The organism is Flavobacterium sp. (genome assembly GCF_049318185.1).
Classification (GTDB): domain Bacteria; phylum Bacteroidota; class Bacteroidia; order Flavobacteriales; family Flavobacteriaceae; genus Flavobacterium.
Genome location: NZ_JBMOGV010000025.1, coordinates 1 through 23232, shown reverse-complemented (window position 1 = coordinate 23232; position 23232 = coordinate 1). Strand labels below are relative to the sequence as shown.

The window sequence follows — 23232 nt, the reverse complement described above, 5'->3', positions numbered from 1 at the left end:
TACGATTATGGCACAACTTACCTTGTAGTTATAAAATATAAAATAGTAGATTCTACAATTACCAATAGTAATGGAAACATCGGACGAGATGAAACAAGTCTTTATGTTTTTGAAACAACTTCAAGCTACCTAACTGAACCAAGTCTTCCAACTATAGGAATTGAAGACACTTCTTCAGTTGATATTCTCCTAGGAAGAGTGGTACTAAGACAAGACAATACCAATTCTCCAAATGTGGTTATTGATGGGTTGAGAGTAGACACTACTTGGAACCTTAGAAATTAATTTAATAAAGTTAGCTAGTAACAATGACAAATTTAAAGAAGGCAATAACTTTATTGGTTGTACTAATATCTTTTGTAGAATATTCAAACGCACAAGAAATTGAGCTAAACAAATACAAGTTTGGAGAGGGAGTTAGTTTTTCTGGAAAAGACCGCAATTATAAAATGGAAATTTCTGGATATCTTCAGCCATATACCGAAAGTAAAAAGTATCTTGATAATGACGATGCCACTCTATACAATAGAATGAGAATGAGAAGGGCACGTTTAAATTTCTCTGGAAGTTCAAAAAAAGAAAAAATTTCATATCGCTTACAACTTGATTTAACAGGCGGTGGGGAAGGAGATGACTCTATGGGAAGTTTAATTTTTGATGCTTGGATAGGTTATGATTTGACCAAACGAATTAAACTAACTTTTGGACAAAAAGCTACTTCCACGGATAATCGTGAACTTGGAATGCGTTCTAATACCTTACAATTAGTTGAGAGAAGTCCAATATCTGGAGCCTTTGCATCTATTCGTGAATTTGGATTTTTTGCCGAATCTAGCTATAAAATTTCCAAACAATCCTATATTAAGCCAGAGTTTGCTATTACCAATGGTGATGGAATTAATGTTTTTAGGAAAGATCATGGTGGATTAAAATATGGTGGTAGAATTGATTATTTGCCTTTTGGATTGTTCAATAATTTTGGGCAATACCGACAAGCCGATATAGAAAGAGAATTAACGCCGAAATTTATAATAGGAGCAACTTATAGTTATAATGTTGGGATTAGCGATAGAAGAGGAAGTCAAAGTGGGACCATTCTATATTTAGACGCTCAAAACAAAGAATTACTACCCGATTATGTTAAACATGGTGTAGATTTTTTGTTTAAATATAGAGGTTTTTCTTTATTAGGAGAATATATAAAAGCCTCTGCTAGAGTTCCAAGCGGCATTACACAAAGAGTTAAGGTAGACGGAACAATAGCCATTGATTTTGAGGATGCAAATAATAATCCTATTCCAATTGAAAACTACATAAAAGGAAGAATGATGATTGGCGAAGGATATAACCTTCAAAGTGGCTATGTTTTTAAAAACCTTATTTCTATTGATGGACGGATTTCCTACTTCAAACCTGAAACGAATTCATTTTTAAATAATGGTACTTATTATAACCGCTCCAATTATTATACGCTAGGATTCACCAAATACTTAGCACGAAACTATGGCGCTAAAATTCAATTGGATTGCACGTATATCAATGCCAAATCAGGGTCTAATGATATAAATGGGAATCTAATTAAAGGCGATGAATTTTTAACTAGGTTAATTACTACTATTTCATTTTAAGCTCATGAATAAAAAATTCAAATATTTATTTTATACGTTTTTGTTTGTTCTCCCAATTTATGGGCAATTCAATCCACAAAATGATGAAATAACGAAAAAGTTTTTTCCTGATTCAGTATTGGATATTCATACCCCTGCGTTTTCTAAAAAAGGGTTTACGAATTATGATGATTTGATGGTATATCTCAATAAATTAGTTGCCGAACATCCAAACGAAATTTCACTTTCCTTTATTGGCGAAAGCCAAAAAAATAAGAAAATTCCAATGGTAATTTTGAATAAAAACAATGGAAATGAAAAAGTAAAAGTTTGGTTTCAAGGCGGACTTCATGGCGATGAACCAGCGGGCACAGAAACGATGCTTTTTTTATTAGACAAACTACTGAACGACCCTAATTATGTTTATTTATTAGATAAAATTACCCTTTCAATAGTTCCTATGGCGAATATTGATGGCTATGAAAAGCAAGATCGTTATGCCGCTAATGGTTTGGATTTAAACAGAGACCAAGTGAAATTAATGTGTAAAGAAAGTAATTTCTTGAAAAAAGCATTCAGTAATTTTGGAGCAGAAGTAGCGGTTGATTTTCATGAATACCGACCTTTCAGAAAAGAATTCAACTTGCTAGGAACTGACGGAATTTGTTCCATTTATGATGCTATGTTTATGTATTCAGGCAACTTAAATCTGCCTCAAAATTTAAGAGATTATACGAAGAATGTTTTTGTAGGAAATGCCAAAAAAGTATTGGAGTCCAATAATTTTATTTTCAGAGATTATATCGCAAGTGTAAAACAAAACAATGAAGTTCATTTCAATCAATGTACTACTGAAGCAAGATCTAGTACTACTTCTTTTGCCTTGACTAATTGTATCTCGTCGCTAATTGAAATTCGTGGTGTAAACCTTCAAAAAACATCTTTTAAAAGAAGAATAAACACTACTTTCCTAATAGCAACATCTTTTCTTAAAACAGTTTATGATGATGCCACTGTAATAAAAGAAGTGTTGAAAATTTCTAATAATGCGAATCCTGAGAACATTGTGGTAGTTGCTAATAAGCCACAGGAAACTCAAACCATTAGAGCGATTGATTTAAAAGACAATACCGAAATAGCACTCGAAGTAAAAGTGAATAACGCACTAAAATGTATTCCTGTATTAGAAAGAAAAAGACCATTTGGTTATTTAATTCTCCCGGAACAAAAAAATCTTGTGGACAAGTTAATAATTCTAGGTCTTAAAGTGGAAGAACTTTCAGAGGAAAAAAATATAAAAGTAGAGTCCTATAATATCACTTCAATTCGAATTAATCCAGAAGAAGAAGAAGGTTTTAATGCTCAAAAAGTTGAAACAACGGTTTCTACAATAGAAAAATCCTTTCCAAAGGGAACTTTTATTGTCTATTTGAATCAAAAAAACGCCAAGATAGTCAACGAAGTTTTAGAGCCCGAAAGTGAAAATGGATTTATAAAATTTGAGGTACTAAAAATTAAACTAAACAATGAATTACCAATCTATAGATACTTAACTAATGAAAAAATATAACAATAAAATGAAATTAAATACTATTATTACTGTTGTAATTATACTTATAGGATTTACTGGCTTGGCGCAAATTGACATTAAAACAGACTCTAAAGAATTTCAATTAGGAGATGGTCTGCGTTTTAATGTAAACGATGGGGAATATAAATTTAACATCAATGGATTTATTCAAGGTGCCCTAAAACACGAAAAAATGGATGGTTCTGATGCTACTAATTATATGAATACAAAAAACACGTATTTATCAATTTCTGGGAGTATGTATAAAGAAAAAGTATCATTCTTATTACAAAACAATTTCAGTAATGCAAAACCACTTTTGGATGCATGGATAGCTTATACACCAATTTCAAGTTTAAAAATTAGTTTTGGACAAAAACAAACTTTTACAAACAACAGAGAAATGACTTTTTATGAAGACAAACTTCAATTTATAGATCGTGGTATTTTTAGTTCTGAATTTAGCAACTCTGGTCGTGAATTTGGAGTATTTTTTGAAAGTCAATTGGGTAAAAATACTTTTGTGATTAAACCAAAATTTGCCGTTACTTCTGGGGATGGTATTAATTCTTTTGGTGCCAATTCTACCGATGTAGATAAAGGAGGTTTAAAATACGGCGGACGAATTGATATCCTTCCTACAGGTAATTTTAAAGCTGGCAACGACGGATATATTGCTGATTTATTACATGAAGAAAAAATCAAAATACTTGTTGGAGCCGCTTTTAGTTATAACAAAGGCGCTAGTAACAAAGTTGGGGAAGGTCATGGGGATTTTGTTTTTTATGACAATAATTTAAAAGAAAAACTTCCTGATTTTAGAAAATCATATTGTGATATTCTTATAAAATACAAAGGATTCTCATTTTTGGGTGAATATGTAAATTCATCAGCATTGTCATTAGAAGGTTCTTTTTTAAATCCTACAGCTACCGCACCTTTATTTATGACAGAAATTAGTAACTATTTAGTTTTAGGAAATGGCTACAATATTCAGGGTGGTTACGTTACTAAATCTGGCCTTTCACTAGACTTTAAATATGAAAAATTAACCAAAGAATTTAATAATAACTATTCCTTGTTGTCTAATCAAGATGCCTTTACAATTGGATTTACCAAATATATTAAAGGAAATAATTTAAAAATCCAATCTTCAGTTACTTCAACAAATTTAGATCAATTCAACGCTCCTTTAAATACTATTGAAAAGCGACAAAAAGTAACAGCACAGTTTAGTTTTCAAGTAGTTTTTTAATATATAATATTTAAAAAAATGAATTTCACTTCGAAAACGAAAAGAATATTTTTTTCAATTATTACCAATTTAACTTTTTGGGTTTTAATTGCAATTTTACTCGGAATTTTTGTTGGGCATAATCATCCTGATACAGGAGTTCGAATGAAAATTGTAGGTGATGGATTTATTAGTATCATTAAAGTTTTTATAATTCCAATAATTTTCTTGACCATTGTTTTAGGAATTGGTGGTATGGGTGATTTAAAAAAAGTTGGGAGAATTGGTGTAAAATCATTACTCTATTTTGAAATTGTTTCAACATTAGCTTTAGTCATTGGAATTTTTGTAGGCTATTTAGCACAACCAGGAAAAATTGACAAATCAGGATTAGACATTCAAGACGCAAGCAAATATACTCAAAGCTCAGGTGAAGGATTTAATTGGGTTTCTTTTTTTATGAGCAATGCTACTCTTCAAGTTTTATTTGTTGCAATTATAGTGGGTATTTTACTAAATTATCATGCTAAAAGAGAGCAAATAGTTGCGTTTTTATACAAATGTTCTAAGGTTGTTTTTAAAGCACTAAAATATGTCATGTATCTTGCTCCAATTGGCGCATTTGGTGGAATGGCTTATACAGTAGGAAAATTTGGATTACACACCCTGATTCCATTAGGAAAATTGATGCTAACGGTATACGTTACAATGTTTATATTTATATTTCTAGTTTTGGGAGGTGTATTAAAATATTATAAAATAAACATTTGGCATTTTATAAAATACATTAAAGAAGAGTTGCTTATTGTACTTGGAACTTCTTCCTCTGAAGCTGCTTTACCAAATTTAATGGATAAATTAGAAAAAATAGGTTGTAGTAAATCTGTTGTTGGACTAGTCGTTCCAACAGGTTATTCCTTTAACCTCGATGGAACTTCGATTTATCTATCAATGGCGATAATATTTTTAGCTCAATTGTACAATGTTCAACTTTCTATAGGTGAAATTTTCACCATCATTGGACTATTAATGATAACTTCAAAAGGTGCAGCAGGAGTAACAGGAAGTGGTTTTATAGTGCTAGCATCAACTCTTACAGCAATTCATAAAATACCTTTAGAAGGTTTGGCCTTTTTATTGGGTGTAGATAAATTTATGAGCGAAGCTAGAGCCATCACTAATTTTATTGGAAATGGTGTTGCAACAATAGTGATATCAAAAAGTGAAGGAGAAATCATTCATCTTGAAAAACCAATGGATGTTGAAAAGGAATAAATAGTCTTACAACTTAAAAAGAGCTTTCAAGTTATCTTCTTAAAATAATATTTGTCTTTTCAAATTGTGGGGAGAGCAGGATTGCTGCGCCATCCTAAGCAAGGTTTCCTTGCTCAAAGCAAAAAGTTCAAAACATTTATAAAAGTAAACTTTTAACATGTTCTAAGCTTTTTATTTAGTGGGGAGAGCAGGATTCGAACCTGCGAAGATGTAATCAGCGGATTTACAGTCCGCCCTCGTTGGCCGCTTGAGTATCTCCCCAAAAACCAATAGCGGTCACAAATATAAAAACACTTTTTAGCTTCACAAATAAAATATACTATTATTGTTTGTAGTTTTTTTACTGTTGGGTTAAGAATAAAATAAAAAAATCTCCCTAAGGAGATTTTTTTATTTTCATTTTTAAAATAATTATTTAGATGCTAAAAGTTCATTTATTTTAGCTTTTAAACCATCGCCTCTTAAATCAATTGCTACAATTTTTCCAGTTGCATCCAATAAAAATGTAGTTGGAATTTGTTGTATTCCATACTGCTCAGCAATGGGATCTTTCATTTGTTTTAAGTTGGATACATTTGTCCAAGTTAATTTATCTTTAGCAATAGCTTCTTTCCATTTTGTAGCATCATTATCTAAAGAAACGCTAATGATGTTTAGTCCTTTGCTATGTAATTCAGCATATAGAGCTACAACACTTGGATTTTCTTGTCTACAAGGCTGACACCAAGAAGCCCAAAAATCAATAAGAGTAACTTTTCCAAGACTTTCTTTTAGTGAAACTAGTTTTCCATCTGGAGTAGGAGCTTTAAAATCAGGAGCAACAATACCAACTGCAATTTTTGCTTTGGCATTCATTTGTTTTTTTAAATTGTCTATATTTTCTTTTACTTTTTTACCCGGTTTGGTTTTTTTCAAGGACTCATCCAAAGAATTGTAAACAGTTTCGATTTCTTTTACTTTGAATTGACTGTTGTTAAACATAGCTTGAACAATCAACACACTGATGTATGATTTTGAATGTGTTTTTGGATAATCAAACGTATAATCTGTAATATCTTTTTGAATTAGTTCATACTGTTTTCTAAGGCTATTCATAGCAACAGTATCTTTGTTTTTTTGAGCTTCATTCATTTTTGCCATGTTTTTCATTTGAAAATCCATTGCTTTTTTCTGAACTTTTTTCTGAAGTTTGTTAGTTTCTTCGTTAAATTTTGAAAACTCATCATTGCTATAAGTGCCAGAAAGTTTTGATTTAAAAAGACTGTCTTTATCCACTTGCATTTCTATTTCCCCACCTTCTAAAATAAATGGAACTTTACCATTTACTTTATCGATTTGTATAAAACAGATTTCTGGCTCTGTAGTTTTTCCTTTGATTTCAAATTTTCCATCAATAATTTTTACGGTATCAATGGTTTTAACTCCCATGCCCATAGGGTCTTGTTTTTCTAAATAAACTAAACCACTTTTTATTCCTTTGATATTTCCTGTGATTTCATATTCACCTTCAGCAAGGTTTTTACAAGAAAATAAAACAATTGCAGTGGTTACTAAAAAAAGTGTTTTTTTCATTTTTTAAATTATTATTTTACGATTGCAAATGTATTTAAATTGCAATAAATTGTATGTTTTTTTATGATTTATTTATAGAATTATTTATTTGTTGATGGACAGACAAATTGAGTGCAAGTAATACTAGTTTGTTTGATACCATTCATTCCTTTTTCAATATTGATAAGATTATGAATTCCTCTAGATTTTAAAATAGAAGCCATGATTACAGAGCGATAACCACCAGCACAATGCAAAAAGAAATCACTATCTTTGGGAACACTTTGAAAATTTTCATTTATACTGTCTAGAGGAATATTTATTGCATTTTCTACATGCTCTGCCTCAAATTCGCTTGGTTTTCTGGCATCAACAACAATACTGTTTTTAGTAAGTTGATGGGAAAACTTTTCGGGTGAAATGGAATGAATTGAATCAGTTTCAAAACCTGCCTTTTTCCATGTTTCAATTCCCCCTTTTAGGTAACCTAGTACATGGTCAAATCCAACTCTAGAGAGTCTGGTTATCGTTTCTTCTTCTCTTCCTTCAGGAATTATTAGTAATAATTTTTGATTGACATCACGAAGTAATGCACCAACCCAAGGGGCAAAGTTACCTTGAATACCGATAAAGATTGAATTTGGAATATGAGATTTCACAAAATCATTTTCATTTCTAACATCAAGTATTACTATATCTCCTTGATTAGCAATTGTTTCAAATTCCTGAGCTGAAAGGGCTACTTTACTGTTCTTAATTACTGTATCCAAACTTTCATAACCTTTGATGTTAAGCATAACATTTTGTGGAAAATAAGCCGGCGGAAGTCCTAAACCGTCTAATAATTCTCTAGTAAATTCTTCTTTGGTCATATCTGCTCTAAGAGCATAATTAGTTTTCTTTTGATTACCCAAAGTGTCTGTGGTTTCTTTGCTCATATTCTTTCCACAGGCACTTCCAGCACCATGACTTGGATATATAATTAAGTCATAGCTCAAAGGCATGATTTTATTTCTTAGCGAATCAAATAGGTAAGAAGCTAATTTATCTTGAGTCAATTCTTCAGTTAAGGTTTGGGCTAAATCTGGTCGTCCAACATCTCCTATAAAGAGTGTATCTCCTGTTATTAATCCGTGTTGTTTTCCGTTTTTATCAATCAAAAGAAAGCAAGTGCTTTCAAGCGTATGTCCTGGAGTATGTATGGTTTTGATAGTGTAATTCCCAACTTTAAATTCTTGATTGTCAGAAGCTATTATGGCATCAAACTCAGGATTTGCTGTTGGACCATAAACTATTTGTCCGCCACTTTTCTTTGCCAAATCTAAATGACCTGAAACAAAATCGGCATGGAAATGTGTTTCGAAAATATATTTAATTTTAGCATTGTCTTTTGAAGCCCGGTCCAGGTAGGGTTGCACTTCTCGCAAAGGGTCAAAAATAGCAGCTTCTCCATTACTTTCAAGATAATAGGCTGCTTGGGCAATGCATCCAGTATATATTTGTTCAATTTTCATGACTTGAATTTTAGGCAAATTTAAAGATTAGTCTATTGATTAGGTATCAATTTTAGAATAGTTTATGAAAAAATTCTTTGTAAAAGATCATCATAGACATTACTAAAACGAAAATCCCAAATATTTTCTTCAGATATTTTTCATTAATAAACTGTTGAATATAAAAACCAACAAAAATTCCAATTACAGATATAGCAGTAAAAGTTAAAAGAAATGGCCAATCAATTATATTATTTTGAACATCTCCTAGAAAACCAATTAAGGAATTGACAGAGATTATAAAAAGCGAAGTTCCGATGGCTTTTTTAATAGGAAGTTTGGCTAATTGTATTAAAGCAGGAATGATTAGGAAACCACCACCAGCTCCAACTAATCCTATAAGTATTCCAACAAAAAAAAGTTGTACAAAAACTACATATTTATTTTTGATTTTAACTTTTATGTTTTCTACTTCTTTTTTTGTTTTTAACATAGAATAGGCTGCCAAAAACATTACTGTAGCAAAAAGCAGCATTAAGAAAGTTTCTTTTGTAAGCTTGAGTGAACCAAAATAAAGCAAAGTATCCGGTAAATTTGGTACAATAAATTTTCGAGTTAGATAAACCCCAATTAAAGAAGGAATAGCAAACTGTAGTGCAGTTTTTGGAACAACAAGATTTTTTCTGAAATTTTGAATGGTGCCAAAAGCAGCAGTTGTTCCCACAATAAATAATGAATAGGCAGTTGCAATAATTGGGTTTAAACTTATGACGTACACTAAAATGGGTACGGTTAATATTGAACCACCACCACCAGTAATTCCTAAAACAATTCCAATAAATAGAGCACCTAAATATCCTAAAATTTCAAACATTTATTATAAAAATTTTACCATAATGTAAAAATAGTATAATTGTTTTAGAAATAACATTAATGTTTTTCCTTTGTTAAATGTTCAATTATTAATAATTTATTAATTTTTTTAAGTTTATATGTTTTCTACTTAATATATTTGGTCATTAATTAAACCCTAATGTTTAAAAAAATACTTTCACTCTTGTTCTTTATTTCTTTTTCGTTTTCTAATGCACAAGTTGTTATCAACGAATTAGATGCTGATACGCCAAGTACAGATAACGAAGAATTTATTGAATTAAAATCAGCAACACCTAATTTTTCTTTAAATGGTTATGTACTCGTTTTTTACAACGGTAGTACAACAGGTTTGACTTCTACAAGTTATTTTGCACTAGATTTAGACGGTCAAATTACTGATATTAATGGGATTATTCATTTTGGTAATTCACAAGTTTCACCCACGCCAAAAATTATTTTTCCTAGAGCCACGATTCAAAATGGTCCAGATGCTGTAGGATTGTATCTTGGTAATGCTTCTGATTTCCCTACTAATACTGCGGCAACTGCTGTTGGTTTGGTTGATTCCATTGCTTATTCTAATAATGCAACAGTTCAACCTACTACTTTGATGTCAACTTTTGGAATAACTATTTGTACCAATGAAAATCAAACTAGTTTAGCTTCTACAAAATCCATTCAAAGAAAAATTGACGGAACTTATGAAGTAAAAACTCCAACTCCAGGAATAAATAATGACGGTTCGGGTGTTGTTTTAACCTATTTGTCCATGACACCAAGCGTTTCTTCAATTACAGAAGGACAAAGTTTTACCATTACATTCACATCTTCTCAAGTAGTTACAGGAAGTAATATAGTTGTCAATTTTGTTTTGAATAACGGAAGTTTTAGTAGTGCTGATTTTTCTGGAACTTTATCGGCTACTATTCCTGTAGGAGCTACTTCTGGAAGCACAACAATTCAAGTTCTAGACGATGATGTTAATGAAGGCGATGAAGAACTTTCTATTTTTATTGGAACTATTCCAGCAGGTTTTAACTTGTATAATAACAATGTTATCATGCGGGTTAATGATATTAATTTTACGGTTTTACCATTCGGAACTCCAGCAAATCCTACTTATGGCAATGTTACATCTACGGCGCCAATGGGTTATTATAGTTCCTTAGAAGGATTATCAGGAGTAGCACTAAAGCAAGCACTTCAAGACATTATTGCCAATCCTTCAGTTGTTCGTGTGCATAATTATGATGATGTTTGGGACATACTTAAAACTTCCGATCAAAATCCTGAAAACAGTAATCAAGTTTGGTTGATTTATACAGAAACACCTCGTTCAAAGATTGATTTACAATCTGGAAATAGTATTGTTGGTAAATGGAATAGAGAACATATTTATTGTCAATCTCGTGGTGGATTTGCAACGGGTACAGATTATTTAACGCCATTTTCTGATGGAATTGATATTTGGTCGGCAACAACTGGAGTGAATGATATTGGAGCCGGAGTTTGTGATGCGCACCATATTAGAGCTGTTGACGGTCAGGAAAATACTTCTCGAAATAATAGAAATTATGGAGTCGAATATAACGGACCAACCGACATTCTAACAACAACTTGGAAAGGCGATGCTGCAAGAGCCATTTTTTATATGTCAGTAAGATATAGTTTGTTAAATGTAGTAAATGGAAATCCAAACGACGGAACAGTAGGAGAAATAGGCGATTTAAATACGCTTTTGTCTTGGAATCATTTGGATGCATCCGATGATTTTGAGATGAATCGAAATAATTATATTTATACTTGGCAAAAAAACAGAAACCCATTTATTGATTATCCAAGCTTGGCTGATTATATTTTTGGAGCTAATTTTGGTCAACCTTGGTTTTCAAATTTATCAAATACTCATTTTGACTTGAACAAAGTTACTATTTTTCCTAATCCAGCTAAGGATTATTTTACCGTTTCTGGATTGGATACAGAATGTAAAATTGAATTATTTAACGTAGTTGGTTCAAAAGTTATGGAGTCAGAATTTACTGGTGAAAAACAATTTAATATTGATGTAGCAGCTGGAATTTATTTGGCTAAAATCACCAATAATTCTAAAATTATAGTAAAGAAATTAATTGTGGAATAATTACTTTCCGATACAGAAGTTTGCAAATATATTACCTAAAAGCTCGTCATTAGTCACTTCTCCTGTGATTTCTCCAAAGTAATATAAAGCTTGTTTGATGTCAATTGCCATTAGGTCAGAAGGCAACCCGCTGTTTAATCCAAATTTCACTTTTTGTATTTCTTCCAATGCTTTAAGTAATGAATCGTAATGCCTTGTATTGGTAATAATTGTTTCATTATTTCTTAAAGCGCCAGTATTAACAAAAGAAAGTAATTGATTTTTAAGTTCGTCTATACCTGTTTTGTTTTTAGCAGAAATTTTAATTGATAATTGATAATTAATAATTGACAATTTTTCTAATAGAATTTCGTTTTGCTTGTGATTTAATGTATCAACTTTATTGATAACAACTATTAATGGTTTTTGCGGAAATTGATTTCTTATTTTTTCAATTTCAATTTTAAAACTATTTTCATTATCAATTATCAATTGTAAACTATCAATTAAAAATAACACAACCTGAGCTTGTTCTATTTTCTCAAAAGTCTTTTTAATACCGATACTTTCTATAACATCAATTGTTTCTCGAATTCCTGCGGTATCAATAAATCTAAAACTAATGCCGCCAATTACTAATTCATCTTCAATAGTATCACGAGTGGTTCCAGCAATCTCAGAAACAATCGCACGTTCTTCATTCAAAAAAGCATTCAATAAAGTTGATTTTCCCACATTAGGTTCGCCAACAATCGCCACAGGAATTCCATTTTTAATAACATTTCCAATTGAAAACGATTCGATTAAACGTTTTAATACAAACTCAATTCTAGTCAGTAATTCTGTAAATTGGGTTCTATCCGCAAACTCAACATCTTCTTCGGCAAAGTCTAATTCTAATTCGATTAAAGATGCAAAATTTAAAAGTTCTTCTCTCAGTTTGGCAATTTCATTACTAAAACCGCCACGCATTTGCAGCATCGCAATTTGATGACTCGCTTCATTGTCAGATGAAATTAAATCGGCGACAGCTTCAGCCTGAGATAAATCTAATTTCCCATTCAAGAATGCACGCAGTGTAAATTCACCTGCTTGCGCCATACGGCAACCTTTTCGCAATACTAATTGAATAATTTGTTGTTGAATATAAGTTGAACCGTGACATGAAATTTCTACAACATCTTCGCCAGTGTAGGAATATGGATTTTTGAATATTGAAAGTAATACTTGATCAAATATTTTTCCTTCATCTACAATATTTCCTAGATGAATAGTGTGTGTTTTTTGTTTTGAAATAGATTTTCCCGAAACGGATTGGAATACTTGTTCAGCAATAGTAAGCGAGTCTTTTCCCGAAAGTCGGATAATTGCGATTGCACCAGCACCTGAAGGTGAAGCTAAGGCAACAATAGTTTCTTGTGAAATCATTTCTAAAATTTTGTCAAAGTTACTAAAACTTAACAAGTATTTTTTTTTAAAATAAATTGTGTTAATTAATTTATAATATGACAATTAGAATATTAAATCTAGGAATATATACGTAAATTTGATAGGATGCTAAATTTTGTAACTATGAAAAAAATACTTTTACCAATTGATTTTTCTGAAACTTCAGATAATGCTTTTGTTTATGCTATTGAAATGGCAAAAATATTCAAAGCCGAGTTGGTTTTGTTACATACGTTTGAGTTGCCAATAGTTGATAGTCAGTCTCTACCATTAAATTACGCTACGATTTATGAAACGATAGAACTAACTAATTTTGATTATTTTAAAGAAAAAATGCCACAATTACACACTATTGCTGAAGAAAGAAATTTGAGTCATATCAATATGAGTCATATTTTAATGGATGGAGATTTAGTTTATAATATAAAGAAAGTGGTCAAACAAGAAAATATTGATTTAGTAGTAATGGGAACAAATGGAGCCGAAGGCTGGTTTGACTCTTTCCTTGGAACGAATACAGGTGCTGTTATTTCAGATGTTTCGGTTCCTGTATTGAGTGTTCCAAATGGGACTAAATTTAGTAAATTTGAAAATATTGCTTTTACAACACGTTTTAGAAAAAAAGACATAGAAGCTTTAGCCAAATTACTATTATTAGCCAAGGAACTTCAAGTAAAAGTGAAATGTTTATATGTCAAAACTTTTGATTCAGATGTGAGCAATGATAAAATTAATAGGTGGAAATCTCACTTTGATAATGAGGAAAACTTGCAATTTTTTATTATTCCGAACGATGATGTAAATGAAACAATTGAGGATTTCTTGGTCTCTCAAGACATTGATTTGTTGGCAATGCTTACCTATAAAAGAAACTTTTTTGTGGAACTTTTTACTAATACGACTACTCAAAAATTATCCTATCATTTAAAAATACCAATTCTAGCATTTCAAGAATAAAAAAAAGCGTTTCAAAATAAATTGAGACGCTTTCTGTTATGAAGGTTTGTTTATATTAGTTGTTTAACATTACTGGCATAACAAGCATAGTTACTGTCTCGCCTTCGTCCAATCCATCAATAGGGGTTAAAATTCCAGCGCGATTTGGCATAGACATTTCAAGCATGATCTCATCGGAAGTTAAATTGGTTAACATTTCAGAAAGAAAACGGGAGTTGAAACCAATTTGCATATCATCTCCTTGATAATCACAAGTCAATCTTTCTTCGGCTTTGTTGGAGTAATCAATATCCTCTGCAGAAATATTTAATTCAGCTCCAGCAATTTTCAAACGAATTTGGTGTGTAGTTTTATTTGAGAAAATGGCAACACGACGCACAGAATTTAATAATAAAACTCTGTTAATCATTAATTTATTTGGATTTTCTTTTGGAATAACGGCTTCATAGTTTGGGTATTTCCCGTCAATCAAGCGACACATTAATACATAACTATCAAAAGAGAAAGTAGCATTTGAGTCATTATATTCTATGGTTACATCTGATTCAGAAGTTCCTAAAATACTTTTTAGAATATTTAAAGGTTTTTTTGGCATAATGAAATCAGCTACTTGAGATGCTTTTACATCAGCACGAGCATATTTAACTAATTTATGAGCATCTGTTGCAACAAAAATTAATCCTTCAGAAGAAAATTGAAAAAAAACACCGCTCATTACTGGTCGTAAATCATCATTTCCTGCAGCAAAAATAGTTTTGCTGATGGCAGTAGCCAACACATCTGATGGAACAACAGTTGAAGATGGATCATCTAAACTTACTGATTTTGGAAATTCTTCACCTGGAGCATAAGCAATGGCATATTTTCCAGAATTAGAACTGATTTCGATAGTACTATTTTCCTCAACCGTAAAAGTCAAGGGTTGTTCTGGAAATGTTTTTAGAATATCTAGTAACAATTTAGCAGGAACTGCAACACTGCCTTTGCTTTTAGAATCTATTTCTAAAGTTGCAGACATGGTAGTCTCTAAATCAGAGGCAGAAACGGTTAATTCATTACTATCTAATTCGAATAGAAAGTTATCTAAAATTGGCAAGGTGTTACTGCTATTGATAACACTACCTAACACTTGTAATTGTTTTAATAAGTAGGAACTCGATACTATAAATTTCATAGGAATTTAATTTTTACAAATATATCTTAAACTAATAGATTTCAAAAAGTTTTTTATTAACATTACTTGCTGTATTTTCTCTTGCGCAAAATGGTAAATACTAGACCGAATAACAACAATATAACTATTGGAACTGCTACAGTTATGATTTGAGAGAAGGTATAATTTTCATATACTTTTTCTTTGTCTAATAATGGTAAATCTACTTCCTTGCTACGAATGTTAATAAGTCCATTGTCATCTAACAAATAATTGACACAATTAATTATAAACTCTTTATTAGCATACAGATTATTGGTCCACTTGTCATAGCCTAATTCTAAAGGCTGAAAGTTTTTGTCTAATTGATTTTTAATCACATCACCATCAGAAATCACAATCATTTTATTTTCTTTTCCTATGTTTTGAAAAGTATTTTCTTTAAAAGGCAACACACGATTTTCATAAATTGAATGAAATTGACCTTCTAATAAAACAGCAACTGGATAATTTCCTTTTCCAATAAAATCCTTCTGGTCTGGTCGTTCTGAAACCATTTTTAAATTAATTTCTGATGGTGTTCCCACTACTTTTGAATACTGAGAAGATTGCAATAAAATGGTCTTTTTAATATCATTTTTCAAGGGTTCAATAGGATTTGAAAACTCAAATTTAATTCCGTCAAGGTTACTTACAATAGGATTTTTTATTGATGGATAAATCATTGGCGAAAAGAACCAGGGGTATTGAGTATATTGGGTAGCGCTTCCTTGTTCGCCGGTTGCTAAAGCGATTGGTGTTGCCATTAAATCTTTTATCAATTCAGGATGCAAGCGAATGCCATATTTGAAAAACATATCGTTCAAATTCAAATCTCTGGCAAATGCTAAATTTGATCCAGTTTCGTTATACAAGCTATCCATTTCCATATTAACTTGATCTACTAGCCAAAGTGTTTTTCCGCCATTGATTATGAATTGGTCTATTACTTGTTTTTCTTCATCTGTGAAAGCTTCTGTTGGCTTGGCAATTACAGCTAGATCATATTTTTGAAGGTATTTTAAAGTTTTATTTGGACTTTTTGCCACAGAGTCTAAAGTAAATGGCCCTATATAATAGTTGTCTTTTACTGACTTAATAAAATCAGCAATATATCGGTCTTGTAATTCTCCATTTCCATTTAAAATCACTACCTTTTTTTGCTTTGTTTTAGACACTGTATTTATAGCATTGGCAAAAGCATATTCCAAATGTTGCACAGAGCTTACTACTTTTTTAGCAGTAGTGGCGCCCATTATATTTTTCAATAAAGGCACCTTAATAGAATGACTTCTGCAAGTAGCTACTGCCCAAGGGAAAACTACTTCTTGTGTTTGTTGTCCTTTGTCGTTTACGGTAACATTAACGGGTATCATTCCGCGCTCCATAAACGATTGCATAGTTTTATCTTTTTGTTCCTCGTCTTCAAGTGGATTGATAAATTGAATTATAATATTTGAATTTTGGGACTTAAACTCTTCTAATAATTGCTTTGTTTCTGTTTGTAATTTTTTAAATTCTCCTGGAAATTCACCTTCGAGAAAAACATCAATATATAATGGTTCTTTTAGTTCACTTACAATTTTTAATGAGGTTTGAGAAAGCGTATATCTTTGATCAGCTGTAAGGTCAAAACGCTTGAAAACAAAATGACCGGCAAGATTAAAAACTACAATAATAAGAAATGTAGTTGCTATTTTTTTGAAGTTATTTTTTTTGGCACTCATTACGATTTCAAGGATTTTAATTTAAAAACAGTAAGCGATAAAAATAAATAGGTAATACTCAAAAAATACAAAACATCTCGAGTGTCAATAACTCCTAGAGACATACTTTTGAAATGATAATCCATGCCAATTTTAGCAACATTATCTTCGAAACTTTTTACATAAGTCGATACGCCCTCAAAGCCATAATAAATAGCAAAGCATATAAATGCGGATAGTAAGAATGCTACAATCTGATTTTCTGAAAGCGTAGAAGTGAAGATGCCAATAGAAGTGTAGGAAGCTACTAAAAATAAAAGTCCGAAATAAGAACCAATAGTACTTCCCAAATCAATATTACCCTCTGGCAGACCTAAACTATAAATTACATAGACATAAACCAATGTTGGTAGTAAAGCAATAACAATTAATAGCAATGAACCTAAAAATTTTCCGTTTACAATTTGCCAAATTGATAAAGGCTTGGTTAATAATAGCTCAATTGTACCTTGTTTTTTTTCATCTGAAAAACTGCGCATAGTGACCGCTGGAATTAGAAAAATTAATATCCAAGGTGCTAAAGTGAAAAACGGACTTAAATCAGCAAATCCGCTTTGTAAGATATTATATTCACCATCAAAAACCCAAAGGAATAAACCATTGATTAAAAGAAAAATAGCAATAACCAAGTAGCCAATTGGCGAACCAAAAAAAGATTTTATTTCCCGTAATGCGATAGATTTCATATTTTATATTTTCTGTTTTTATTTTTAAACCCATAACCCATAACCCACAACCGATAACTGAAAACCCACAACCGATAACTGAAAGCCGACAACCGATAACTGAAAACCGATAACCGAAAACCGATAACTATTCTAAACTCACTAATTTATCAGCACTCCATGCTTCGGGTTTGTCGTTGAATAGTTTCTTTGTAAATGACCAAACTTCATCAAATAAAGCCGATTTTCTGTAATTTTCCAAATCATTTTCGGTTTCCCAAAAACTATAGGTAAAGAAAATGCAAGGATTATTTTTATCTTGATATAATTCCAAAAGTCCATTGCCTTCTGCGTTGCGGATTTTCTCTTTGATCAAATCAAAATTCTCCAAAAAAATTGGAATATTTTCTTTATGAAAACTCATTTTTACTATTCTGATAAACATTCTCTTACTTCTTAAATTCTATAGTAACCATATCTCTATAACTCAATCCAAGCAAGGAAGTTGCTGAACCAACATTGTCTGGATTGCTTCTGAAAATCGAAATTTCTAAAAATCCAGTCTCATTAAATATAGCTAGTTTTTGACCTTCAAAATCTTTTAAAGGATATTTGGAAGATAATCCAATGTCTGAATACTTTGATAAAATAGTTTTGATGATTTTATTTTTAAATTTTATTTCATAAGGTCTGCCTTTGCCCATTTCCAAAAATAATTTTTTAGAAATATTGGAAACGGCATTGCCTAAATGATCTATATAAATTATATAGCCTATAATTTGATTTTCTTTAACTAAAGCCTGCAATTCAGTTACTTCTTTTATAGCTTTAATTTCTTTGCCAATTACATTAAGCAAACCACCTTTGGCTAGATGACAGGCAACTTTAACAAATACATCCAAATCAGTAGCATCATTCGGTAATCTGTCGTGGATGTTTATACTAACTATTTTCTGTGGGACAATTTTTTGAATAAGCATACTCAAAATACCATTATCTGCACAAATGAAGTATTGGTCGTTCCATTGCATAGCTATGTGTTGGTTTTCTGTATTTAGTTCTATATCAACACCTATTAAGTGAACCGTTCCTTTTGGAAAACTTTCATAAGCTGCCCCGATAATATAGGCTGTTTCGGCAACATTAAATGGATCAATATAGTGTGAGATATCAATAATAGTAGCCTCACTAAACTCTGATAATAATTTACCTTTTAAAGCACCAACAAAGTGGTCTTTTAATCCATAATCGGTCGTTAAGGTAATTATTGACATAAATTGTTTATAACTTAGTGGAAATAGGGTTTAAAAAATGTAAAACCTATTCTTTATTTTGATTAAATTTGGATACAAAGCTAATAATATAAAGCGAATAATTTTAATTTAATACTACTGCTTTTGAACGAACGCATCATTGAATTACACGACATCGCACCAAAAGAATTTTGGGGCGCTCAAGACACTCATCTTGAAACCATTAAAAGGTATTATCCAAAACTAAAAATTGTCGCTCGTGGCACAACTTTGAAAGCATTTGGCGAAAAAGAAGAACTCGATGAGTTTGAAAATCGCTTCAATCGCTTGATGCTACATTTTACTCGCTACAACAATATTGATAACAATGTTATAGATAGAGTTATACATAGTAATTCAAACGAAGAGCAACGTATGCCAGATAGTGATAAAATCTTGGTACATGGAATAGGAGGTAAACTTATCAAGGCGATGACACCTAACCAACAAAAAATGGTGGATATCATTCAAAAGAACGACATGATGTTTGCTGTTGGTCCCGCAGGAACTGGAAAAACCTATACAGGAGTTGCCTTAGCAGTAAAAGCGTTAAAAGAAAAACAGGTAAAAAGAATTGTACTAACACGACCTGCCGTAGAAGCTGGAGAAAACCTTGGATTTTTACCAGGTGATATGAAAGAAAAACTCGATCCCTATATGCAACCATTGTATGATGCATTACGTGATATGTTGCCTCCACAAACTTTGGAGGATTATATTTTAAAAGGTATTATTCAAATTGCACCCTTAGCCTTCATGCGCGGAAGAACTTTAGATAATGCTTTTGTAATCCTAGACGAAGCACAAAATACCACTCATTCGCAAATGAAAATGTTTTTGACTCGTATGGGTAAAAATGCAAAGTTCATTATCACTGGAGATCCAGGACAAGTTGATTTACCAAGAAGAACTATCTCAGGGTTAAAAGAAGCTATCTTGGTTTTAAAAGATATTGAGGGAATAGGCATCATTTATCTTGATGACAAAGATATCGTTCGCCACCGATTAGTTAAAAAAGTAATTGATGCCTACAAAAGCATAGAAAATAACGATTATTAATAGTTTATCAATCAAATAGAAAATCCTATCAAAATTATTTTTGATAGGGTTTCTTTTTTATTTTGAATTGTGAACTATAAAAAGTAATCTCAAATTCCTATTTTTGCAACAACAACAACAACACAAAGAATGAATACAATTACAACTACAAATTTTAATTTTCCCAATCAAAAGTCAGTTTATCGTGGCAAAGTTCGAGAAGTTTATAATATCAATGACGAATTGTTAGTGATGATTGCTACTGATAGGCTTTCTGCTTTTGATGTAGTTATGCCAAAAGGCATACCTTATAAAGGACAAATCCTAAATCAAATTGCAACTAAATTCATGGAATTGACAAAAGATATTGTTCCGAATTGGTTAATTGCAACGCCAGATCCAAATGTAGCTGTTGGATATTTATGTAATCCATTTAAAGTAGAAATGGTTATTCGAGGTTATCTTTCAGGTCATGCTGCTCGTGAATATGTTTTAGGAAAAAGGACTATTTGCGGTGTAGCGATGGAAGAAGGTTTGAAAGAGAATGATAAATTTCCAATCCCTTTAATTACGCCAACAACCAAAGCTGATAATGGTTCGCATGATGAAGACATTTCTCGAGAAGCAATTTTAGCTAAGGGAATCGTTTCAGAAGAAGATTATTTGATTTTAGAAAAATATACCCGTGCTTTATATCAAAGAGGAACAGAAATAGCAGCTAGTAGAGGTTTGATTTTGGTAGATACAAAATATGAATTTGGCAAAACTAAAGAAGGAGTTATAGTTTTAATTGATGAAATTCACACGCCAGATTCTTCACGATATTTTTATGCTGAAGGATATCAAGAACGACAGGACAAAGGTGAAGAACAAAAACAATTGTCTAAAGAATTTGTACGTCGTTGGTTAATTGAAAACGGTTTTCAAGGAAAAGAAGGGCAACAAATTCCAGATATGTCAGATGAATACATTGAAACTGTATCAGAGAGATATGTAGAGTTATTTGAAAATATATTAGGTGAAAAATTTATTAAAGCAGACATATCTAATATTAATCAACGAATAGAAAAAAATGTGTTACAGTTTTTGAAATCATAAAAGCTGTAAATTGAAAACATCCCGATGCAATCGAGATGTTTTTTTGGTTTATTTTATTTGAAATAAGAAAAATTATGATCAGCTTCAATTCTCAGCAAACTTTCATAAATTAATTTAATCACATTTTCCACATCCTCTCTATGAACCATTTCAACTGTGGTATGCATATAACGTAATGGTAAGGAAATTAGTGAAGAAGGGACACCTCCGTTACTGTAAGCAAAAGCATCGGTATCTGTTCCAGTTACTCTGGAAGTTGCATGACGTTGAAAAGGAATTTTATTTTTCTCAGCAGTATCCACTATTAAATCTCTTAAAGTATTGTGAACAGCTGGAGCATAGGCAATAACAGGACCTTTTCCCATTTGTAAATCGCCTTCAATTTTCTTTTCTATCATTGGAGTTGTTGTGTCATGGCAAACATCAGTCACGATAGCGACATTCGGTTTAATAGTTTGTGTAATCATTTCGGCTCCGCGAAGTCCAATTTCTTCTTGAACAGAGTTGATAATGTACAATCCAAAAGGAAGTTTCTTTTTGTTTTCTTTCAACAAACGAGCTACTTCAGCAATCATAAAACCACCCATTCTATTATCAATAGCCCTGCAAACAAATTTGTCATTATTTAAAATCATAAATTCATCTGGATAAGTTATCACACATCCAACATGTACGCCTAATTTTTCTACTTCCTCTTTAGTGGAACAACCACAATCTATAAATATATTGTGCAATGAAGCCGATTCTTCTTTGCCTCGATTTCTAGTATGAATTGCAGGCCAACCAAAAACACCTTTTACAATACCTTTTTTAGTATGAATGTTTACTCTTTTTGATGGAGCAATTTGGTGATCTGAACCACCATTTCTAATAACATAAATTAATCCCTCAGCAGTAATATAATTTACATACCATGAAATTTCGTCTGAATGTCCTTCAATTACTACTTTATATGGAGAATCTGGATTAATAATTCCCACAGATGTGCCATAAGTATCAGTGATAAAAGTGTCTACATAAGGTTTCAAATAGTTCATCCATAGTTTTTGTCCAGCAGATTCATAGCCAGTAGGTGATGCATTATTCAAATAGTTTTCTAAAAAAGAAAGAGATGATTTGGTAAGGATTGATTTAGTAGTCATAAATATTTTTTTGCTAAAATATAAATTTGGCATTAGAGTTGTTAATGATATTCTATATTTTTACTCTAATAATTATTATTTATGAGAAAGTTATTTTTTATCATTTCAGTATTACTGATTTCATTTTCTTTAAAAGCACAAGTTACTTCAGATTCTATCAAAAAAAAAGAACTAAGTGTTGAGGAACTCGACACTATTCTTGATGAGCCTATACCATTAGAAGAAGTTGTTATTTACAAAGTAAAATTAAGTCCAGAAGATAAAAAACTGTTTCTCTTATTACAAAATAGAGTATATAAAGTATACCCTTTTGCAAAAACTGCCTCAGAACGATTGACAATTTTAAACAAGAACTTGGGTAAGATGAAGACTAATCGTGATAGAAAGAAATACTTTAAAATAGTAGAGGATTATATAGAGAATGAATTTACCGGACAATTAAAAAAATTATCTCGTAAACAAGGGCAGATACTTGTAAAACTTATCCATCGCCAAACAGGGTTTACAACTTTTGAACTAATAAAAGATTATAAAAGTGGTTGGAAAGCATTTTGGTCAAATAATACAGCGAGATTATTTGATATTAGTCTTAAAGCTAAATATGCTCCTTATGATGTAAATGAAGATTTTTTGATAGAAACCATTCTTGATAGAGCATTCACTAGAGGTAGACTCATATCTCAAAAACCTGCTAATCCAATAGACATAGATGAGCTTACTGACTATTGGCAGAATAAAGTTTTAAAATAATAGATTATTTTTTAATATTAAATGATTTGTAATTTATTTATTTATCATATTCCTTCTTTTTTGTTCATGATTTAGTCTGATTCAATTAGATTCAAGTAAGATTTTAATAATTTCTATTCTATTAATTTGTTAACAATTTTGATTTATATTTTGTAACA

Annotated in this window: 20 protein-coding genes and 1 tRNA gene; 10 read left to right on the top strand and 11 right to left on the bottom strand. The window is 31.3% G+C overall.

Translation table 11 applies throughout. The annotated features are described in order from the left end of the window. The 5 genes from ACOYLT_RS03970 to ACOYLT_RS03950 form a co-directional block, all read left to right on the top strand. Positions 1 to 285, top strand: a 285-nt coding sequence (locus ACOYLT_RS03970) for a hypothetical protein (RefSeq protein ID WP_422852552.1), incomplete at its 5' end; no start/stop codon positions are given. A gap of 23 nt (positions 286 to 308) precedes the next feature. After that, a complete protein-coding gene (locus ACOYLT_RS03965; protein ID WP_422852551.1) occupies positions 309 to 1628 on the top strand; it encodes a porin in 1320 nt (439 codons plus the stop codon). Between the two features lie 4 nt (positions 1629 to 1632). Then, positions 1633 to 3177 carry a M14 family zinc carboxypeptidase gene (locus ACOYLT_RS03960; RefSeq protein WP_422852550.1) on the top strand — a complete coding sequence of 515 codons (1545 nt, stop codon included), beginning with the start codon at positions 1633 to 1635 and terminating at the stop codon, positions 3175 to 3177. Positions 3178 to 3184: 7 nt separating this feature from the next. Further along, on the top strand, positions 3185 to 4432 hold the full coding sequence (locus tag ACOYLT_RS03955) for a hypothetical protein (protein ID WP_422852549.1): 1248 nt from the start codon (positions 3185 to 3187) through the stop codon (positions 4430 to 4432). 18 nt (positions 4433 to 4450) lie between these two features. After that, positions 4451 to 5686: a cation:dicarboxylate symporter family transporter gene (locus tag ACOYLT_RS03950; protein WP_422852548.1), complete on the top strand. Its 1236-nt coding sequence runs from the start codon at positions 4451 to 4453 to the stop codon at positions 5684 to 5686. Positions 5687 to 5865: 179 nt separating this feature from the next. On the opposite strand, the gene ACOYLT_RS03945 is transcribed toward ACOYLT_RS03950, so the two are convergent. The 4 genes from ACOYLT_RS03945 to ACOYLT_RS03930 all read right to left on the bottom strand — a co-directional run bounded on the left by ACOYLT_RS03945 (position 5866) and on the right by ACOYLT_RS03930 (position 9604). Next, a tRNA-Tyr gene (locus ACOYLT_RS03945) sits at positions 5866 to 5947 on the bottom strand. A 150-nt stretch (positions 5948 to 6097) separates the two neighbouring features. Beyond that, positions 6098 to 7258 carry a redoxin domain-containing protein gene (locus ACOYLT_RS03940; RefSeq protein WP_422852547.1) on the bottom strand — a complete coding sequence of 387 codons (1161 nt, stop codon included), beginning with the start codon at positions 7256 to 7258 and terminating at the stop codon, positions 6098 to 6100. Between the two features lie 80 nt (positions 7259 to 7338). Continuing rightward, positions 7339 to 8751: an MBL fold metallo-hydrolase gene (locus ACOYLT_RS03935; RefSeq protein WP_422852546.1), complete on the bottom strand. Its 1413-nt coding sequence runs from the start codon at positions 8749 to 8751 to the stop codon at positions 7339 to 7341. A gap of 52 nt (positions 8752 to 8803) precedes the next feature. After that, positions 8804 to 9604: a sulfite exporter TauE/SafE family protein gene (locus ACOYLT_RS03930; RefSeq protein WP_422852545.1), complete on the bottom strand. Its 801-nt coding sequence runs from the start codon at positions 9602 to 9604 to the stop codon at positions 8804 to 8806. 159 nt (positions 9605 to 9763) lie between these two features. Here ACOYLT_RS03930 and ACOYLT_RS03925 point away from each other — a divergent pair, with 159 nt between their 5' ends. Then, the gene (locus ACOYLT_RS03925; RefSeq protein WP_422852544.1) at positions 9764 to 11746 is read left to right on the top strand and encodes an endonuclease; all 1983 of its coding nucleotides are present in this window, start codon (positions 9764 to 9766) and stop codon (positions 11744 to 11746) included. Here the strand turns inward: ACOYLT_RS03925 and mnmE are convergent, their stop codons facing one another. Next, complete coding sequence (mnmE, locus tag ACOYLT_RS03920; RefSeq protein WP_422852543.1) at positions 11747 to 13153, bottom strand: tRNA uridine-5-carboxymethylaminomethyl(34) synthesis GTPase MnmE; 1407 nt, start codon at positions 13151 to 13153, stop codon at positions 11747 to 11749. Between the two features lie 144 nt (positions 13154 to 13297). On the opposite strand from mnmE, the gene ACOYLT_RS03915 reads away from it, so the two are divergent. Then, positions 13298 to 14131, top strand: a complete 834-nt coding sequence (locus ACOYLT_RS03915; protein ID WP_422852542.1) for a universal stress protein — start codon at positions 13298 to 13300, stop codon at positions 14129 to 14131. A 55-nt stretch (positions 14132 to 14186) separates the two neighbouring features. Here the strand turns inward: ACOYLT_RS03915 and dnaN are convergent, their stop codons facing one another. From dnaN to ACOYLT_RS03890, 5 genes are all read right to left on the bottom strand, one after another. Beyond that, positions 14187 to 15305: a DNA polymerase III subunit beta gene (dnaN, locus tag ACOYLT_RS03910; RefSeq protein ID WP_422852541.1), complete on the bottom strand. Its 1119-nt coding sequence runs from the start codon at positions 15303 to 15305 to the stop codon at positions 14187 to 14189. Positions 15306 to 15367: 62 nt separating this feature from the next. Continuing rightward, positions 15368 to 17050 (bottom strand): gliding motility-associated ABC transporter substrate-binding protein GldG, encoded by a 1683-nt coding sequence (gene gldG / locus ACOYLT_RS03905; RefSeq protein WP_422852540.1) that lies wholly within the window; start codon positions 17048 to 17050, stop codon positions 15368 to 15370. Continuing rightward, positions 17050 to 17775 (bottom strand): gliding motility-associated ABC transporter permease subunit GldF, encoded by a 726-nt coding sequence (gldF, locus tag ACOYLT_RS03900; RefSeq protein WP_422852539.1) that lies wholly within the window; start codon positions 17773 to 17775, stop codon positions 17050 to 17052. Before gldF ends, gldG begins: the two co-directional genes overlap by 1 nt. Positions 17776 to 17902: 127 nt before the next feature. Next, positions 17903 to 18199 (bottom strand): putative quinol monooxygenase, encoded by a 297-nt coding sequence (locus ACOYLT_RS03895; protein ID WP_422852538.1) that lies wholly within the window; start codon positions 18197 to 18199, stop codon positions 17903 to 17905. A 4-nt stretch (positions 18200 to 18203) separates the two neighbouring features. Beyond that, a complete protein-coding gene (locus tag ACOYLT_RS03890) occupies positions 18204 to 19028 on the bottom strand; it encodes an SAM hydrolase/SAM-dependent halogenase family protein (protein WP_422852537.1) in 825 nt (274 codons plus the stop codon). Positions 19029 to 19151: 123 nt separating this feature from the next. On the opposite strand from ACOYLT_RS03890, the gene ACOYLT_RS03885 reads away from it, so the two are divergent. Then, positions 19152 to 20105 (top strand): PhoH family protein, encoded by a 954-nt coding sequence (locus ACOYLT_RS03885; RefSeq protein ID WP_422852536.1) that lies wholly within the window; start codon positions 19152 to 19154, stop codon positions 20103 to 20105. A gap of 129 nt (positions 20106 to 20234) precedes the next feature. Then, a complete protein-coding gene (locus ACOYLT_RS03880) occupies positions 20235 to 21182 on the top strand; it encodes a phosphoribosylaminoimidazolesuccinocarboxamide synthase (RefSeq protein ID WP_422852535.1) in 948 nt (315 codons plus the stop codon). Positions 21183 to 21235: 53 nt separating this feature from the next. Here ACOYLT_RS03880 and ACOYLT_RS03875 read toward each other — a convergent pair whose 3' ends face one another. Beyond that, the gene (locus ACOYLT_RS03875) at positions 21236 to 22324 is read right to left on the bottom strand and encodes a M42 family metallopeptidase (protein ID WP_422852534.1); all 1089 of its coding nucleotides are present in this window, start codon (positions 22322 to 22324) and stop codon (positions 21236 to 21238) included. A gap of 81 nt (positions 22325 to 22405) precedes the next feature. Between ACOYLT_RS03875 and ACOYLT_RS03870 the strand changes: the two genes are divergently transcribed. Then, the gene (locus ACOYLT_RS03870) at positions 22406 to 23074 is read left to right on the top strand and encodes a DUF4294 domain-containing protein (protein ID WP_422852533.1); all 669 of its coding nucleotides are present in this window, start codon (positions 22406 to 22408) and stop codon (positions 23072 to 23074) included. The last annotated feature ends 158 nt before the right edge of the window (positions 23075 to 23232 follow it).